The sequence below is a fragment of the Paenibacillus sp. FSL R10-2782 genome (assembly GCF_038592985.1).
Taxonomy (GTDB): Bacteria; Bacillota; Bacilli; order Paenibacillales; family Paenibacillaceae; genus Paenibacillus; species Paenibacillus terrae_C.
The window spans coordinates 2799945-2817687 of sequence record NZ_CP151951.1 but is presented as its reverse complement, the minus strand read 5'-3'; the positions used below and the strand labels follow the sequence as shown (position 1 = coordinate 2817687).

General features: G+C 46.7%; 16 protein-coding genes and 2 pseudogenes. 10 read left to right on the top strand and 8 right to left on the bottom strand.

Annotation, left to right across the window (positions count from 1 at the left end; all coding sequences use genetic code 11):
• Window positions 1–45 precede the first annotated feature (45 nt).
• Window positions 46–648, top strand: coding sequence for an adenylyl-sulfate kinase (gene cysC / locus NST83_RS12755; protein WP_149095041.1), 603 nt, complete (start codon window positions 46–48; stop codon window positions 646–648).
• Window positions 649–845: 197 nt separating this feature from the next.
• Window positions 846–2303, top strand: a complete 1458-nt coding sequence (katA, locus tag NST83_RS12750; RefSeq protein WP_342417947.1) for a catalase KatA — start codon at window positions 846–848, stop codon at window positions 2301–2303.
• A 194-nt stretch (window positions 2304–2497) separates the two neighbouring features.
• Here the strand turns inward: katA and NST83_RS12745 are convergent, their stop codons facing one another.
• The 3 genes and pseudogenes from NST83_RS12745 to NST83_RS12735 form a co-directional block, all read right to left on the bottom strand.
• Complete coding sequence (locus tag NST83_RS12745; protein ID WP_342414482.1) at window positions 2498–3808, bottom strand: MATE family efflux transporter; 1311 nt, start codon at window positions 3806–3808, stop codon at window positions 2498–2500.
• Window positions 3775–4290 (bottom strand): annotated as a pseudogene (locus NST83_RS12740) (ABC transporter ATP-binding protein); the annotation flags it as partial. The pseudogene NST83_RS12740 and the gene NST83_RS12745, both read right to left, overlap by 34 nt.
• 185 nt (window positions 4291–4475) lie before the next feature.
• Entirely contained in the window at window positions 4476–4814 is a 339-nt protein-coding gene (locus NST83_RS12735; protein ID WP_342414481.1) for a DUF4158 domain-containing protein, read from the bottom strand.
• A 217-nt stretch (window positions 4815–5031) separates the two neighbouring features.
• Here NST83_RS12735 and NST83_RS12730 point away from each other — a divergent pair, with 217 nt between their 5' ends.
• The 4 genes from NST83_RS12730 (at window position 5032) to NST83_RS12715 (ending at window position 8488) form a co-directional block, all read left to right on the top strand.
• Window positions 5032–5274 carry a metal-sensing transcriptional repressor gene (locus tag NST83_RS12730; RefSeq protein WP_342417946.1) on the top strand — a complete coding sequence of 81 codons (243 nt, stop codon included), beginning with the start codon at window positions 5032–5034 and terminating at the stop codon, window positions 5272–5274.
• 271 nt (window positions 5275–5545) lie between these two features.
• Complete coding sequence (locus tag NST83_RS12725) at window positions 5546–6280, top strand: SDR family oxidoreductase (protein ID WP_014277674.1); 735 nt, start codon at window positions 5546–5548, stop codon at window positions 6278–6280.
• 75 nt (window positions 6281–6355) lie between these two features.
• Window positions 6356–6955: an NADPH-dependent F420 reductase gene (locus tag NST83_RS12720; protein ID WP_342414480.1), complete on the top strand. Its 600-nt coding sequence runs from the start codon at window positions 6356–6358 to the stop codon at window positions 6953–6955.
• 978 nt (window positions 6956–7933) lie between these two features.
• Window positions 7934–8488, top strand: coding sequence for a helix-turn-helix domain-containing protein (locus NST83_RS12715; RefSeq protein ID WP_342414479.1), 555 nt, complete (start codon window positions 7934–7936; stop codon window positions 8486–8488).
• A 50-nt stretch (window positions 8489–8538) separates the two neighbouring features.
• On the opposite strand, the gene NST83_RS12710 is transcribed toward NST83_RS12715, so the two are convergent.
• From NST83_RS12710 to NST83_RS12695, 4 genes and pseudogenes are all read right to left on the bottom strand, one after another.
• Window positions 8539–8874: a hypothetical protein gene (locus NST83_RS12710; protein WP_342414478.1), complete on the bottom strand. Its 336-nt coding sequence runs from the start codon at window positions 8872–8874 to the stop codon at window positions 8539–8541.
• Window positions 8875–9489: 615 nt separating this feature from the next.
• Entirely contained in the window at window positions 9490–9756 is a 267-nt protein-coding gene (locus tag NST83_RS12705; protein ID WP_342414477.1) for a hypothetical protein, read from the bottom strand.
• A gap of 283 nt (window positions 9757–10039) precedes the next feature.
• Window positions 10040–10756: pseudogene (locus tag NST83_RS12700) on the bottom strand (ABC transporter substrate-binding protein); the annotation flags it as partial.
• Between the two features lie 208 nt (window positions 10757–10964).
• Window positions 10965–12428: a DHA2 family efflux MFS transporter permease subunit gene (locus tag NST83_RS12695; protein ID WP_342417945.1), complete on the bottom strand. Its 1464-nt coding sequence runs from the start codon at window positions 12426–12428 to the stop codon at window positions 10965–10967.
• Between the two features lie 138 nt (window positions 12429–12566).
• On the opposite strand from NST83_RS12695, the gene NST83_RS12690 reads away from it, so the two are divergent.
• Both NST83_RS12690 and NST83_RS12685 read left to right on the top strand, forming a co-directional pair.
• A complete protein-coding gene (locus NST83_RS12690; protein ID WP_342414476.1) occupies window positions 12567–13136 on the top strand; it encodes a TetR/AcrR family transcriptional regulator in 570 nt (189 codons plus the stop codon).
• A 183-nt stretch (window positions 13137–13319) separates the two neighbouring features.
• Window positions 13320–13571, top strand: coding sequence for a YolD-like family protein (locus NST83_RS12685; RefSeq protein WP_014281611.1), 252 nt, complete (start codon window positions 13320–13322; stop codon window positions 13569–13571).
• 190 nt (window positions 13572–13761) lie between these two features.
• Here the strand turns inward: NST83_RS12685 and NST83_RS12680 are convergent, their stop codons facing one another.
• Complete coding sequence (locus tag NST83_RS12680) at window positions 13762–14091, bottom strand: DUF3817 domain-containing protein (protein WP_137063204.1); 330 nt, start codon at window positions 14089–14091, stop codon at window positions 13762–13764.
• A 447-nt stretch (window positions 14092–14538) separates the two neighbouring features.
• Between NST83_RS12680 and NST83_RS12675 the strand changes: the two genes are divergently transcribed.
• Together NST83_RS12675 and NST83_RS12670 are read left to right on the top strand one after the other, a co-directional pair.
• Window positions 14539–16560, top strand: coding sequence for an NAD(P)/FAD-dependent oxidoreductase (locus NST83_RS12675; RefSeq protein ID WP_342417838.1), 2022 nt, complete (start codon window positions 14539–14541; stop codon window positions 16558–16560).
• A gap of 178 nt (window positions 16561–16738) precedes the next feature.
• Complete coding sequence (locus NST83_RS12670) at window positions 16739–17656, top strand: phosphotransferase family protein (RefSeq protein ID WP_342417837.1); 918 nt, start codon at window positions 16739–16741, stop codon at window positions 17654–17656.
• Window positions 17657–17743 lie beyond the last annotated feature (87 nt).

Here is a 17743-nt window from a genome sequence, read left to right as displayed (position 1 = left end):
CAATAACTATATACTATGATAAGTTATGAAAAAGGAGAGTGCTGAATGAATCCAAATCCAAACGTCACCTGGCATGCGTCAGACGTTGACAAGCAAGCGCGCCAGCTTCTGAATGGGCATAAAAGTCCAGTACTTTGGTTTACGGGACTGTCTGGCTCGGGGAAATCAACGGTATCCTCCACACTGGAAAAAGCACTATTTGCACGAGGCATACACACGTTTATTTTGGATGGGGATAATGTTCGGCATGGTTTAAATCGCAATCTGGGTTTCCTGCCCGCTGACCGCAAAGAAAACATCCGTCGTATTGCTGAAGTAGCGAAGCTGATGTCACATGCGGGGGTGTTGACGATTTGCGCTACGATCTCTCCTTATCGTGAGGATCGGGAAATGGTCAAGGATATCTTGCAGCAGGAAGGCTGTTATGAAATTTATATCCAGTGCAGTCTGGAGGAATGCGAGCGACGTGATCCCAAAGGCATGTACAAGAAGGCAAGAGCCGGAGAAATACGCCATTTTACCGGTATTGATGCGCCTTATGAAGCACCTTTGGAGCCTGAACTCATCGTATCCACTGAAGGCCGGGAGATTACCCAGTCGGTTCAGGATATACTGGATTTTCTCGACAGAGAGCAGCTGCTGCTCTAATCTTCGTCAAACCTTTTTCAAATCTTCCTGAAATCTTCATTATCTAAAATGGAATTCATGTTTAAATAGAATAGACCTCCCGATCTTGAAGCCGTCTGAATTTCCCCCTGGTTTTTTCAGATATTCGGCACCAGAGGCGGGAGGTTTTTTGATTACAGCATATATCCAACTAATTCATTCAAGAGGTGATTTCAATGATGAGTAAACAACCAACCAACCTGACTACCAGCTGGGGCGCTCCTGTCGGTGATAATCAAAATTCCATAACGGCTGGATCACGCGGGCCTACATTGATTCAGGATGTGCATCTGCTGGAAAAGCTCGCGCATTTTAACCGGGAACGTGTGCCGGAGCGCGTGGTTCATGCCAAGGGCGCAGGGGCGCACGGATATTTTGAAGTCACTAATGATTTATCTGCCTATACAAAAGCAAGCTTTTTATCTGAGGTGGGCAAGCGCACACCGATGTTTATCCGTTTTTCTACGGTTGCCGGTGAGCAAGGCTCGTCCGATACGGTACGCGACCCGCGTGGTTTTGCAGTGAAGTTTTATACCGAGGAAGGCAATTACGATCTTGTAGGCAACAACACACCCGTATTTTTCATCCGAGATGCGATCAAATTTCCAGACTTTATTCATACGCAAAAACGTCACCCTCAAACTCATCTGAAAAACCCTAATGCCGTTTGGGATTTCTGGTCCTTATCTCCTGAATCGCTGCATCAAATAAGTATTCTGATGTCCGATCGCGGCATTCCCGCTACACTCAGACATATGCATGGATTCGGTAGCCACACGTTCAAATGGGTCAATGCCGAAGGGCAGGCGGTATGGGTGAAATATCATTTTAAAACAGAGCAAGGCGTACAAAATCTCGATGTAGATCTGGCTGCCAAAATTGCCGGTGAAAACCCGGATTATCATACCGAAGATCTGTTTAATGCCATTGACAAGGGTGATTTTCCTGCATGGAGGCTTCATGTGCAAATTATGCCTGTGGAGGATGCGGACACATACCGCTTTGATCCATTTGATGTGACGAAGGTATGGTCGCAAAAGGATTATCCGCTGATCGAGGTGGGACGCATGGTATTGAATCGTAATCCCGAGAACTATTTTGCAGAAGTAGAGCAGGCAACGTTCTCTCCGGGTTCGTTCGTTCCCGGTATTGAAGCATCTCCTGATAAAATGCTGCAAGGGCGCCTGTTTGCCTATGGAGATGCGCATCGCTACCGTGTAGGCGCAAACCACAATTCACTGCCGATCAACCGACCACATGCAGAAGTACACAACTATCAACGTGATGGTGCATTGCGTAGTGACGATAATGGTGGAGGATCGGTCTATTACGAGCCCAACAGCCTCGGTGGACCCAAAGAGTCACCAGCACACAAAATCTCTCCTTTTGAAGTATCAGGTGAAGCTCAAAGTGTAGCTTATGACCATCATGACCATTACACTCAACCGGGTGACCTGTACCGTCTGCTCAGCGAAGAAGAGCGTGCGCGTCTGGTACAAAATATCGTGGGTGCGATGAAGCCGGTGGAAAGTGATGAAATCAAGCTGCGTCAGATTGGACATTTCTATAAGGCTGATCCTGATTACGGCCGCCGTGTAGCCGAAGGTTTGGGCTTGACTGTTCCTAAGGGCGAATAAGGTATTTGCATACGTTAGTTTCAAGGCTTCTCCATAAAATAAAAGGATGTCCCAACGCCGTCATATAGATGGTTGATGGGACATCCTTTGCTTTTGAGTGTGATGTAAAGCGGGTGTTTGTAGTAGACGCTCCGCAAAAGGAAACGTTGCTCCAATCGCTGTTGTCTCCAGATGTATTGAATCACACTCAGCTGCTATATCCTCTGCAACCGAGGCAAATAGATCACAAGAAACAGCGACCGCCCTAAAGCAAATACGATGAACGAGAGCCAAAGCCCATGATTCCCATAGTGTGGAACGCACCAGAACAGCGAGATCAGAAAGAAGACCAATGAAATGAGCATGGAATTACGGATCGGGTACGTCACCGTCATGCCTGTAAATACACCGTAGAAGACCAGTCCCAGTCCGGCGGCCAGTGGAAAGGCGACTAGCCAACCGTTATATGGACCCGTAAGGCTGATCACGGTAGTGTTATCGGTAAACAGACGGATAAGCGGCTCCTTCAATGCAAAATACAGCCCACCCGTCAGCACGCTGGTTACAAGCGTCCAGAACCAGGACAGATGAATAACCCTTTGCAGCATTTTTTGATCCCTTGCACCCCGAGCCTGACCTGTCATGATACTGCTGGCGTTGGCAAATCCGTCAAAAAAGTAAGCCATAAGGTAGTGGATTTGCAGCAAAATAGCGTTGGCCGCAAGCTGATCGGTTCCAAAGCCTGCACTGCGCGATGTAAACAGATTAAACATCGTCAGCAGACAAGCCGTGCGAATCATAAGGTCAAGGTTCGTTGCCATGACGTTTTTCAGCTCCGAAGCTCCAAACCACCCCCGCCAATCCCGCTGTCCGCTGCGCTTCCATGCTTTCCAGACCGACGAACGAAGCACTAGCACAAAACCCAGCACACATGCGAAGACCTCAGCAATCAGAGTAGCACCAGCCACACCTGCTACATCCCATTGCATGATTTGTGTGAATACAATAGCCAGCACCATATTGATGACATTCATGGAAATTTGCAAAAGCAGTGTCGCCTTTACGCGAGACAATCCCATTAGCCAGCCGAGCAGTACATAGTTCACCAGTGTGAGGGGCGCTCCCCAAATACGAATGTTAAAATAGATTGATGCCTGCGCCGCCACATCCGCAGCAGGATGAATAAGCTTGAGAGAAGCGAGCAGAATCGGCTTTTGCAGCAGTATGAACAAGGCCCCGATCACCAAAGCAATCCCCATCGGACGCATGAGGGCAGCTATACCCTGGTCGTTATTTTTAGCCCCGGCTGCCTGTGCGGTAAAAGCTGATGTGCTAACGCGCAGAAAGCCAAACAGCCAATATAAAGTATTGAAAATAAGAGTACCCACTGCCACACCGCCCAAATAGGCAGAATGGCTCAAATGACCGATTACCGCAGTATCTACCGCACCGAGTAGCGGGGTCGTAATCGTTGAGATAATTAAAGGAATGGCTAAAGCAAGATAGGCTCGGTGGGAAGGCAACATGTTGAAAAAACCTCCAGTAGCGATTGTGTATAGGAATGGCGATCTGAGTGAAATAAAGCTTCCTTGGAAAAATGCTCAAGGACATTGCCATCTTTCATAACCATGATTCGGTCACTCATAAAGTGTACGGCTGCCAGGTCATGGGAAATAAAGAGATATGCCAATCCCAGTTCGTCCTGCAAATCCTTTAGCAGATTTAGAACGGTGGCCTGTGTGGTCACATCCAGACTGGCCGTCGGCTCATCCAGCACGATAAAATCCGGCTCGGTGCTGATGGCACGCGCAATGGTTACGCGTTGCTTTTCCCCGCCGCTGAGCTGATGGGGATACTTGTCCAGATAGCTGGAGGGAAGCTTCACCATACCGAGCAAGTGCTCGGCCATGTCCCTACGTCCCGAAGGCATACCCGTCATATAGGAGGGAACATAGCCTTTGAGCTGATCCAGCGGTTCCATCAACGATTGCAGGATCGTCAGTCTGGGGTAGTACCAGCGCTGCTGACACCACCCGCAAACGAGTGGATTAAATAGGGAATTTATTAATAACCTCGTTATATTCATTTTGTGCATCGGTAATCGCCAGCTTTGAATAAACTTCTAACGACTTTCTGCTTTCATGAACAAGGTTGAATCAGCGCGTCATCAATGCCCTGCTTTTTTAGCCAGGTTTATAGCCATTCTGTCATTTCCTCTGCATCCTCGATCGTATCCTCGCGGAACCCGAAGAACTCCCGGATCTGCGTTCGGTGGTAAGTGATCGAACGACCAGTCCAATCGTACTTAGCATATAATTCCGGCTCAGAGAAGATTTGTTTTGCAATGTACGAGATCACTGCTTTCGGAACTTCGTACTTATGGGTTGGGAAACGGGCTTCATTTTGAAAGAACTTGAGGAGTACGGCAAACCCAATCCTGGTTTCCCCGGTTTTGTTCTCGATCAACTTCATTTCGTTCGGTAGGATCGTAAAATGCTCGATTAATTCGTCTAGTTCCCAATTTCGCTTCATGTTATCCCCTCCAAATAAAGTTCCTATAACAGTAAGTATCGGAACAAAAGATGTAAAACTAGAGATGGTATAGCGTATTTCTTTTTAGCCAGAGAGGCAAACTTACCATATTTCCGTTTACAAAATTATAACCGGAACTTTTGAAAAATCTCAAGAATAGAAGACGCTTTTCAATAACCCCCACGATCACGCGCATGAACACAAGTATCGAAAACAAATCGTTAACCGATTAGCAAGAATCGAAGGTCATGTGAAAGCTGTAAAGAAGATGACAAATGAAGGCCGTGATTGTTCAGAAGTTTTACTACAAATCGCCGCAGTGCAGAAAGCATTAGACAATGCGGCCAAACTTCTCCTCAAGGATCACTTGGAGAGTTGTGTTGTGGACGCTGTACACCACGGAAATCAAGAAAAGGTACTGTCCGATCTAAATAAAGCATTAGATAATTACATTCGATAGGAAGTGGTTGCTTTGGCAAATGATCTAACGATAGATGACACCACTAACCGGGTGGTGTCAGCTACGCTGGTACTACCCCAAGTAGATGACTGCAATTTTTCCTGGCGTCAGCTCGCATGGTTGCCTTGACAAACGGATCAGTGATCCATTATAATTGGTTCACTGATCCGAATACAGTAATCGGTGACTGGATCAGTGAAATCCATAAGATACAGCAATCTGTGCAAATGGGCCAGAGATGCTGTCCAACACAACGAAAGGGTGAAAATTCATGGGAAAGCTTGAAGGTAAGGTTGCAGTCATCACGGGGGGCGCTACCGGCATCGGCCGCGCCGCAGCAAAGCGATTCATCGAGGAGGGCGCCTTCGTCTTCATCTTCGGCCGCAGGCAGGAAGCGCTCGACGCCGCTGTGGCCGACCTTGGGCCCAATGCCCGCGCGGTGAAGGGCTCGGTCTCCGATCTGGCCGACCTCGACCGACTCTACGCGGCGGTGAAGTCCGAGCGCGGAACTCTCGACATCGTCTTCGCCAATGCCGGGGCGGGAAGCCAGCTTCCGCTCGGCGAGATCACCGCTGAGCACATTGACGAAATCTTCGACACCAATGTGAAGGGTTCGATCCTCACGGTCCAGAAGGCGCTACCGCTGATGGGCCAGGGCGGTTCGATCATCCTAACGGGATCGAGCGCTGGCACCACGGGCGCCCCGGCAATGAGCGCCTACAGCGCGAGTAAGGCGGCAGTGCGCAACCTCGCGCGGACCTGGGCGGAGGACCTGAAGGGCACCGGCATCCGGGTAAACGTGCTGTCGCCCGGAGCGACGGCAACCGAGCTCGCGAAGGAATCGCTAGGCGAGGAGGGCCAAAAAGTCTTCGCCTCGATGACTCCGCTCCAGCGTATGGCTGATCCGGCGGAGATTGGGGCGGTGGCCGCCTTTCTCGCATCATCGGACAGCAGCTTCATGACCGCCAGCGAGGTCGCCGTCGACGGCGGTCTAGCGCAAATCTGACACGCTACGCCCGGCCGGTCACTCCATTCGATATTAGGAGCCCGTAGGGCGTGGTAAACCGAAGGAGAAGAATATATGAGCTACGCAATTATTGGCTTCGGCAAGATCGGCCAGGCTCTTGCTAAGGCGTTTGCCCGAAGCGGCATCGAAGTATCCGTTGCAACCACTCGCGACCCGGAAAGCTTTGCATCCGCTGCGGCCGCGATCGGACCAGAGATCATTCCCCAAAAATTGGCGGACGCCGTCAAGGCGGACATCATCTTTTTGGCTGTCCGTTTCGAGTCGCACCCGGATGTCGCGAAGGCGCTCCCTACCTGGCAGGGGAAGACCATCGTCGATGTGACCAATGCCTACGGTGTGCCCCCTGAGGAACTGGGAGGACAGCCTTCTTCCAAGTTCGTCGCGCAGGCCTTCACTGGTGGACGATTGGTCAAGGGCTTCAACCATTTGGTGGCTGCCGTCCTTGACCAAGATCCGGCCGTTCATGGTGGCAGGAGAGTCGTGTTCCTGGCGAGCGACGATGACGGCGCAGCAGCGGAGATTGGTGCGCTTGCGGAAAATCTCGGTTTCGCGCCGATCAAACTTGGCGGGCTTTCGGAAGGCGGACTGCTTGTGCAGGCGCGCGGGAATAGCTGGGGTCAACTGATCTTTAAGGATTTGGTCAAGCTCGACTGATGAATCGTGATCGCAAACTCCGATGCAATCCTGCCTCGTGGACAAAGAGCAGCCACAGTTTGATTGAAGCGAGGGCGACGCCGGTAGACAGACGCTTGCCGATCATCTGGCGTGTGCGCGCTTGTGGGACTGTCTGACGCCCTACTCGGGGAGCTGACGGACCATGGCACTCCTGCTTGCGCACCTGATCGGGCGTGAGGGTCGGGCTAAGGCGCTGCGCAGCTCACGCCTGAACGGTTTGACGCCGCGCCGAGACGATGAAGCTTCGGTCGTGGCCTGCACCCGTCGCGCTTGCGGCTGGCTCGATGGTATGAAATCAAAAAATTCAAGCAGATCGTAGAATCGACGAAAAACCGCAACATACCTAGACCACCTATTACCAACGCATCTACTCCCAATACTGTTGGTGCATCTTTCGGGGTTTTTAAAACAAATTTACCTTCATCCGACTGGAACACCATCCGTGAACAAGTGCGAAATGATGTAATTGGACAAAAGTTGAAAGGCTATGACGACCAAGGAAGAAATGATGGAGATACTGACGAGGAAGATTGAATTTGATATAATGATAATGCAGTACATTGGAGTTGATATTGGATAATGGCTGGCTCCTTAGGGATTCGGCCTGCCCTCGATTCATAATAAAAGCCTGGCTTCTGGTTTACCACATACTAGCCTTCGGTATTCTTAAGGGATAATGTTACGTAAGCAATACTAACGTTTCAATTTCGCTTGGTTGGGAAGAAATGAGAGGTCGCTGATCAATACCGATTAGAAGAACAGTTAAGATCCATTCTCTTTGATACTGAAAGACATATTAGCTTTCGATGGAATGTCCCAAAAACAAATCTTTTTGTGGTTTTTACAGATCAAGTTATAACTAGGCGTATGCCGAGAAAAGTCGCGTATCGGGAACGCAGGGAAAATCCAACGCCTGATCGTGACAGTAAGCTTTCGCTATTTGAGTGAGGTGAAAACATGATGCGAGCCGACGCCAGAAAAAATTACAATCATCTACTTGCAGTCGCGCGTGACGTCGTCGCCGAGCATGGTGTTGATGCGTCCATGCGAGATATCGCCCGCCGGGCCGACGTCGGGTTGGCCACATTGCTTCGTCATTTCCCGACGCGGGAAGCCTTGTTCGAAGCGTTGCTGCGTACGAATCTGGAGGCACTGACGCAGAAGGCAGGCGAACTCGAAACGTCGAAACCACCTGACGAAGCGCTCGTGTCCTGGGTTCGCGAACAGGTGGCTTTCGTCCAAAGCTATAGCGGCGTTGTCGCCTTGATGGCGAGCGCCCACGCGGACCCGGACTCCGCGCTTTACGCTACATGCGCAGCGGTGCACTCAGCAGGCGAGCGACTATTGCTCCGAGCTCAGACCGAGGGAACGGCTCGCGCCGATATGAATGGGGACGACTTGTTCGCCCTGATATCGGCGCTCGGTTGGCTTGTCGGCCAACCTTCATTCGCGCCACGGACCGATCATCTCTTCAATGTTATCACGAGCGCCATCTATGCTACCGGAAAATAGCACCCTCCCTGAAGCCTTAGAGTCTTTCATTGTCGAAATGAAAAACAAATTTAAATCTGAATAATGTCCTGTAGTTGGGGCATGCCTCCTTCAGATCGATGCAAAATAAAATCCCGCCAGTACTGGCGGGATTTTATTTTGCTAGGACGAAGCGCCATATTATTATAGCTGAATTGAATCTTTACTTGCGTAATTTTCGGTTGCGTCTGCGATACTTTGTGTTTCGCTTTAAACTTCTTCTTGATTGCATGTTTAAATCGGGTGGACACAGAGGCAGCTGCAGGCGAATTCAACCGTTTCTTTCGCACCCTGGAAACCCTTGGACCAAGGAATCCCTTTCCCCATTCGACTACGTGATTCACCATTTCCATCCATTGTTGTTGCATTTGTATTCCTCCTCATTATGATTTTGTTACAATATTCTTTTGTCAAAATCTTTAAAGGCTCCTAACAGAGATGCGAGAATTTTAAATTTTTTGATGAATCATATCGTATCCTTCCTTATAAGCACCTCCGATTCTGTATATTCCAGGATTCCATCGCTACTGTGTCTAACCATTCAGGAGCCTGTTTTTCCCGTTATCTAAATAAAGTGAAAAGTTCAAAGTTTACTCCAAAAATCTCAAAAAATATGAGTACCGCAAAAAATTAGGCAGAACTGGCCAACGTGTTACGCGGGGAAGCTCGCAGGCTTGGAGGCTTGATCGAGTCATTTTATACCTATCGAGCGAACCGGTTGGATTATTTAGCTGCCTCTCGATTCATCCAAGGCAGGTACGTGCACCTTCCCGGGTTAACCATTGCTCCACCAGGGACAATAGTTACTACAGGGTTTAAATTTTTTCTGGGAGGGATAAGTCCGGCAATCGTTTCATTGTCTTTTCAAAAAGAAAAGGCCCTCTTCAATTCGAAGAGGGCCTCTTACCAGTATCAAAACGTTTCGTTTATTATCCATTCCTTGCTTACACTAATCTATCAGCATTGGAGTACCTTCTATTGGTTTAATTAGTATTATCGATCAGCTGCTTGGCTGCATCTACCGTGGGAAGCTCAATAGAGCGCTTCGTACCAAAGTCTACCCTATAGCCATCCTCCATTCCATACTGCAAAATAGAGTAGCCCTTATGCTCCTCGATCTTCGTATAGGGATCCGGAGTAGCAAGGGAAAAGGAACGTAGCATCAGCAATTTTATCACCTCTGGCCAATTCCACGTCGGCCGTCCCGAGTTGAGACACTTCGTAAATGTTCCCCAGAAATTCAGACTCATCGGTAATTTCGCCTACTTCAGATAAAACGACTTTATCCTTTGGGGGATACTGCTGCAGTGGTTAATACGCGTTGTAGGGGTTTACGTGTTATGCATTTATCTAGGGATGGGAATCGCTGGCGTATGGCTTTCGGTTGCTATTGACTTACTCATGCGTGCCGTTTTCTTGCTGTTGCGTTTCAAACGAATATTTCGGCCCCCCCCCTTGGATCAAACAATCACGGTTCGTGATTCATGATTTAACTTGGGATTCCTCAAATTTAATATTTTTATCCAAATGTTACACAATATCGGCATCCTTGGCTTGAAAGGCAAGCTGACGTGCATTGGCGTCTTCGTTAAACATGAATTTGGCATGCTTCAGCTTCACTTCGCCATTCCAGTATTGCTCATTACGATCCAGATTCAGTTCACTTCCGGCGCGGAAGCTGGCGGCCTTGAACGGGCCTGTCCCTGATGGAAGATCACCTGTAAAGGTGGTATCTATCACCGCCGTATTCGGATGAACCAGCTCAGATACAAATTCCGGAAAAGGCTTGTCTGTCGTGATGTTTAAAATCTGACCATCTGCTTGAATATCACGGATATGCAGCGCATTTTTAACCGATGGATTGAGTTTTTGTGCTCTTTCCAGAGAGTCTTTGACAGCAGCGGCATCGACAGCTTTACCGTTATGGAAGATCACGCCTGAACGAATGTTGAAGGTCCAGTGTTGTCCGTCCTTACTGTCCCATTTCTCTGCAAGCCAAGCTTCCAGCTTGAGATCCTTGCTCACCTTGACAAGCGTTTCACTCACTCCGGCACGAACGGCTGTGTAATTCACATCCGTATGAGGATCTACAGAAGGGCTTTGCACATTGAACAATAGGGTAACACTTTTATCTTGTGGTACATTTGCAGCAGATGAAGAGGGTGAAGCTGATGGTGCTGAAGAGCACGCCGCCATCATCCCTGCCAGTACCGACAGTATGAAGAGTTTAAAATACTGATTCTTAAACAACAGATATTCCTCCTTGATCGTAATCGTAATTTTTACACTTTAGATCATGAAGCATATCGTAACCAAATGGAGAAGGTTTGTAAATATGTAATTATAGAAATATGTATATAGGGTCATAAAAGAAAAAAGCTGCTTGACCATGGAGATAGGTCAGCAGCCTTTTCACTTTTAGGATATTTTTGAACATAGATAGCTATAAAATTATCTATTAATGCATGGGAGCTTGAGCAGCCCCTTTTTCTACATGAACTCTGCGAATGAAGAACGCAAGAATTAATCCAATTACACTAACGATCATGGCAAAGAAGAAAGAATTCTGTGATCCAAACGCCATAGCATTCGCCAATTCTTCTACAGATTTCGGCATGCTGGATTGGCTCAAATAGCTTTCCATGCCCTTGGAGAGAATGCTAACCGCCACGGCTGTACCGATTGCACCGGCAACTTGCTGGAGCGTACTCATAATGGCTGTACCGTCCGGGTACAGATCCATCGGCAACTGATTCAGACCGTTCGTCTGAGCAGGCATCATGATCATAGAAATGCCGATCATAAGGCAGCTATGCAGCACAATAATGAGTACGATAGCTGATGTCGTCGTAATGCCGGATAGGAAAAACAAGACAGCGGCAACGATCACAAGTCCCGGAATAACGAGCCATTTGGGACCGAATTTATCGAACAGGGAACCCATGATGGGTGACAACAGACCATTGATAATTCCGCCGGGCAGAAGCACCAATCCTGCGGACAGCGCGGACAGGGCCAGCCCTTTTTGCAAAAAGAGTGGGAGAATCAGCATTGTAGAAAGGATCGTCATCATACACAGGAAGACCATCACAACGCCGATAACAAACATCGGATATTTAAAGACGCGCAAATTCAGCATAGGCTGCTTCATTTTTAACTGACGTACAGAGAATAGAATCAAAGATACAAATCCGATAATCAGAGGGAGCAAAACAACCGGGCTAGCCCAGCCTTCGCCGCCTTCTCCTGATTTACTGAAACCAAACACAACACCACCGAAGCCAATGGAAGATAACAAGATAGATGGAATGTCAATTTTCGGCTTTGTAATCTCTGAAACATTTTGCATAAACAGGATACCGCAAATCAGCGAAAGAATCAGAAACGGAAGGGAAATCCAGAAAATCCAGTGCCAGGATAGATTTTGCAACACCAGACCCGCAATAGTAGGTCCAACCGCAGGAGCAAACATAATAACCAATCCGATGATTCCCATAGCTGCACCTCTCTTTTCAGCCGGGAAAATGATCAAGATCGTATTAAACATCAACGGCAATAAGAGCGCCGTACCGACGGCTTGAAGAATGCGTGCGATCAATAGTACCGTAAAGCTTGGTGCTAACGCAGCAACGAGACAGCCTGCAATAGAGAACAGCAGTGATGTGACGAAAAGCTGTCTTGTCGTAAAGGTTTGAAGCAGCAAACCCGATACAGGTACCAAAATACCGAGTGTCAGCAGAAAGGCCGTGGTCAACCATTGGGCTGTTGCTGTTGTAATGTGCAAAATCTGCATCAAATCATTCAGCGCAATGTTCAACGCCGTTTCACTGAACATTCCGATAAAGCCGCTAAGCAGCAGGGCAATCATAATAGGCAGCACCTTGAACGTCTTGGGATCAGACGGAGGGCTTGTTTGACTCATTGTACTCATGTTGTTCTGTTCCTCCAATAAAATTAATGGGTATTGAATTATAGTGATCGGTCTATATATAATAAACGTGAAGTTATTTTTTTGTCAAAATAAAAATTGTAAATATTATATTAATGAAGGATGCTGTATATGGCTGCTAAATCCGAATCATATGAAAATATTGTACAAACTGCTTCGAAGCTCTTTTTTCATCAGGGCTATCATGCTACCGGACTCAATCAGATTCTTGCGGAGAGTGGGTCACCGAAAGGCTCGCTTTATTATTATTTTCCACGTGGCAAAGAGGAATTAGCTTTGGAGTGCATCAGAAGAGGGAATGAGTTTATTAAGAAAAAGTTGAAAGAAACGCTATCAGGGAAAGAGGATCCTGTGCTCGCTATACAGGATTTCATCCGTAATACAGCTGAGGAAGCGGACCAAACGAACTTTAAAGGCTTTATGCCTATTGGATTTTGGGCTGCTGCGGAAACATCCTGCATCAGCGAATCGTTGCGGCGCGCCTGCGTGAGTACGTTTACAGATTGGCAACATATCTATATGGAGCATCTTCAAACAGCGGGATGGACTGAGGAAAAGGCACATAGTCTGGCGGTACTTATTATTTCCATGCTGGAAGGCGCCTTAATTCTGACCCTTACTCAGCAGAGCAGCGCACCTATTTATAATGTAGCGAATTACATTCCACAGCTGATAAAATAAAAAAAGGATATGGAATTGCTTCCTGGCTGATCAGCTTTGAGAACCGATTTTCTTGTTCGTGAGAAAATCGGTTCTTTTTTATACGCAAGTGACACGATTTAACTCAGATTACCAGCACCAAATGATGAAAAGTATGGTAAAATGGAATGAATTTGATTCGCAGTAAAGGAAGGGTGAAAGCAAGTGGCAAAGGCGAAGGTGGCCAAACGTCCTACCCGGGATGAATTTGTGCTGGAGGAAATCGGGAACCAGCTTGCAGAAGCGCAGCAAGAGCAGTCCGAGGTTGTGTTGACCGTATGGGGGCGTCAGGAGACAACCCGTGGGCAGATCGTTAAAATGGATCCGAGAACGGGTAGAGTGCATGTAGAAAGTAATGGTGAAACGGACAAAGTTCCTTTTATGGATATCATGAGTGTGAATTACCCAAGAGATTAAGCAGGGTTTATATATCATTTTACATAATAGGAGTCCACGGAATTGTCTGAAGGGATATATTATTGGCGTTGCTTCTTTGTTGGTTAACGTGAGCAAAAACACGGCCGATCCGGGGTTATGTAACCTCGAAAAGCCGTGTTTTTTTGTGCTATAAAATCCTTATGTCCATAGAGTCTTTTCTTTGACTCCCCTATGTAGCTTTTACTGGAGTAGCACCGTTATCGCGTACTTCGGCTTTCTTCAGTACCTTACGGTCAAAAATGAAAGGCCCGAAGGGCAGCAATGAGGCAATCAGGGCTACAAGCCCTTGCAGTACCGAAAGCTTTCGCAAAATCAGCATGACCACAATCGCAACTACATAAGTCACGAACAGTATACCATGGATCATACCGACCCATCTTACCATTTGCGGCATCCCGGCTGCGTATTTAAGCGGCATAGCGATACATACGAGCAGCAGATATGAAATCGCTTCAATATTACCAATGACGCCAAACGTCTTAAAAGCATTTTTGAACATGAATAAACCTCCCTTGTAACTATTACTTAAAATTTAATATAGCCTATAAAATGATTTTGTTAAACGGTAGAAAGTTACGAAATATTGAATATTTATTATTCAGGAGAAGAGCTTGTTCAGCATTTGGCGGATATCATGTATAAAGTTGAAGTTTGCAAGCGTATTCAAGAAAACTGGGACTGTCGCATGCGACATGAAACATACCCTGTTAGCACTCAATTGGGTAAGTTTAAGGGAGATCGATATGCTAAAATCCATAGACTGAAACTATGATTTAGAACATAAAATAGCATTAGAATTTATAGATTAGATGATATAAAATCAAGTCATAAGGAACGGTCGTACTCAAAGTACCTCGACGCTCCTAAAAGTGAAAAAAATCACATGTAAAAATGTTTTGATGAAAACTTGAACATGAAATCTGCAAACTCGCAAGGAGGAAGAACAATGAACCACTATCCTGCTATTTTTGAACCTCTGACAATACGTCGCATGACGTTAAAAAACCGGATTGTTATGCCACCGATGGGCACTAATTTTGCGGCTATGGACGGAAGCTTTGTTCAGGATCATATTGACTATTATGTGCAACGGGCCAAAGGTGGTACCGGCCTGATAACCGTAGAAAATGTTTGTCTGGATTTCCCAATGGGTACGAACGGAACAACCCAGTTGCGTATGGATAATGATCAGTTTATTCCCGGATTGTTTAGATTAACAGAAGCCCTGCACTCTTATGGAGCTTGCGTCTCTGTCCAAATTAACCACGCAGGTGCTTCCGCTTATGCTGGGCGATTGAATGGAGTTCAGGCTGTATCTTCTTCGAATATTCCTTCTAAAAAGGGTGGAGCGATTCCAAGACCTTTGCAAAAAGAAGAAATTTACGCCATTGTACGCAAATACGGAGAGGCAGCGGGAAGAGCCCAACGGGCCGGATTTGACTGCGTGGAAATACATGCGGGTCATTCCTACTTGCTGAGTCAGTTCCTGTCCCCCATGTATAATAAACGTACGGATGAATTTGGTGGCAGCGCAGAAAACCGCACACGGTTTGCCAGATTGGTGATTGATGAAATTCGTTCGGTAGTTGGCCCATTTTTCCCGATCTGCTTACGCTTTAGTGCGGAAGAGTTCACAGAAGGCGGTAACACACTGGAGGATACATTGGAATTGCTGGAATATTTGAATGATGAGGTAGATATTCTGAACGTGTCTGCTGCTCTGAATGATTCCATTCAGTTCCAGATTGATGGGATGAACCTGCCGGATGGCTGGCGATCTTATATGGCCAAAGCGGTAAAAGACAAATTCGGTAAGGTCACCATGACCTCAGGTAATATTCGGAGCCCGCAGGCTGCCCAGGATATTTTAGAGAGAGGAGACGCTGATCTTCTGGCGATGGGTAGAGGACTGATCGCAGAACCGAACTGGGTACTTAAAGTGCAGAATGGCCATGAAGAATTGCTTAGAAAATGTATTTCCTGCAACATCGGCTGTGCCGATCACCGTATTTCCAAGAGCAAACCGATTTGCTGTACGGTAAATCCTGACCTGTTCAGAGAAGCTGAATACCGGAAACAACACGTTAAGAATAACGTTCAAGTTGTTGTGATTGGTGGGGGTACCGCAGGGCTAGAAGCGGCATGTACAGCGGCAGAAGTAGGCTGCAAAGTAACCCTATTTGAACAAAATCCAGAATTGGGTGGCTTGGCTCGCGATATTGCACGATTGCCGGACAAAACGCGTATTAATGATTTCCCGGATTATCTGATTCAACGCACCAAACAACTGACCAATCTGGATATTATTACAGGAACTCAAGCAGATCTGCCGATGATTACGGCTTTAAATCCCGATATTATTGTCAATGCAACGGGTGCCAAACCCCTGCTTCCGCCCATTGCGGGCTTGCATGACCAACTGGGTAAACTGGGTACCAAAGTATTCTCTATCTTTGATCTTTTGCACAATATGGAGAGCTTCCAAGAGTTTGAAGGGAAACGTATTGCTGTAGTAGGTGGCGGAGCCGTGGGATTGGACGTTGTCGAATATTATGCAGAGCGTGGCGCTCAAGAGGTTTCCATTATTGAAATGATGCCGTTACTGGGCAAAGACCTTGATATGATTACCCGTATTTCCATGATGAAAATGGTTGAGGAGCGGGAAGTGAACGTTCATACGGAAACTGCTTTGACAGAAGTATGCAGCGACCGTTTCAAAGTAAAACACGGAGAACAGGAGTTTGAGATTCCTTTTGATCTCGGTTTCGTATGCTTGGGAATGCGCTCATTCAGTCCGCTTATGGACAGCTTGCTCGATTACGGTAGGGAACATCAAGTGGAAGTCGTGAATATCGGGGACAGTAAACAAGCTCGTCGTATTATTGATGGTACTCGTGAAGGCCGGAATATTCTGCATATCATCCAACGGGTGGATGAATTCAAAAATGAGTTTTCTTATTCTTACTAAGTATTGACCTCCTTTGCTACTGACTTGGGTTTGAAATAAGCCTATCAGCGTAGCAGAGGGGGCTTTTCTTTTTTTAGTGGCATTATCAGGGAAAGATTAGTAAAATATAAGGGCGAAATCATACATACTATAACCCTATTGCTTCAAGAATATATTATCCCACAGTAGGTGTAACGAAATGATTAACATGTTTAGCGAAATACCGGATGCCCATACATGGAATACAGTAGAAGAAGTCCATAAAGGCTGGTCCAAAGATAAAAAATACGATATCAAAACAAAAGATAACAGGGAGCTACTACTTCGAGTGTCGGATATATCCCAATTTGAAAAGAAAAAATGGGAGTTTGAATCTGTTAAAAAGCTGGACCACCTAAAGGGCATTTTAATGTCCCGGCCACTTGATTTCGGGATTTGCAATCATGGCGAGTCTGTATATTCCTTATTCACCTGGATTAAAGGGGAAGATGCGGAGAAGATGATTCCCGCCTTAAATGCTAACGATCAGTATCAACTCGGGGTACAGGCAGGTGAAATCTTGAGAAAAATGCATGACATTCCTGCGGAGCCAAATCAAGTACCCTGGGCTGAATATTATAATGCCAAAATAAACAGATATATCACCAATTATATAGCTTGCGGCATTCCCTTCAGGGGAGCAGATCAAGCGCTCCGCTTTATTGAGCAGAATCGTCATCTATTAGAAGATCGTCCTCAAACCTTTCAGCATGGAGACTATCATGTGGGAAACATGGTAGTCTCCAAATCTGGTGAACTGGGTATCATTGATTTTAACAGACTGGATTATGGCGATCCTTGGGAAGAATTCAATCGCATTACCTGGTGTGCAGGCGTAAGCCCACTATTCGCTTCGGGTCGTATCCACGGTTATTTTAATCATCATGTACCTGATTTGTTTTTCAGATTAATGGCCTTGTATATTGCAAGCAATCAACTCTCATCTATTCACTGGGCGATTCCGTTTGGACAAGAAGAGGTTGACGATATGGTGCATCGCGCTGAGTTGGTGTTGGATGCCTATGATGAATTTCAAACCTACATTCCCAAATGGTACTTTTCCAGCTACCCCCAATGACTTAAAGAAGCTATTGATATAAAAAGTTCCGAGACTTGCCAGCAACTTGCCCAAATCGGCATACCCCGGATCGGAGAAATCGGCCGC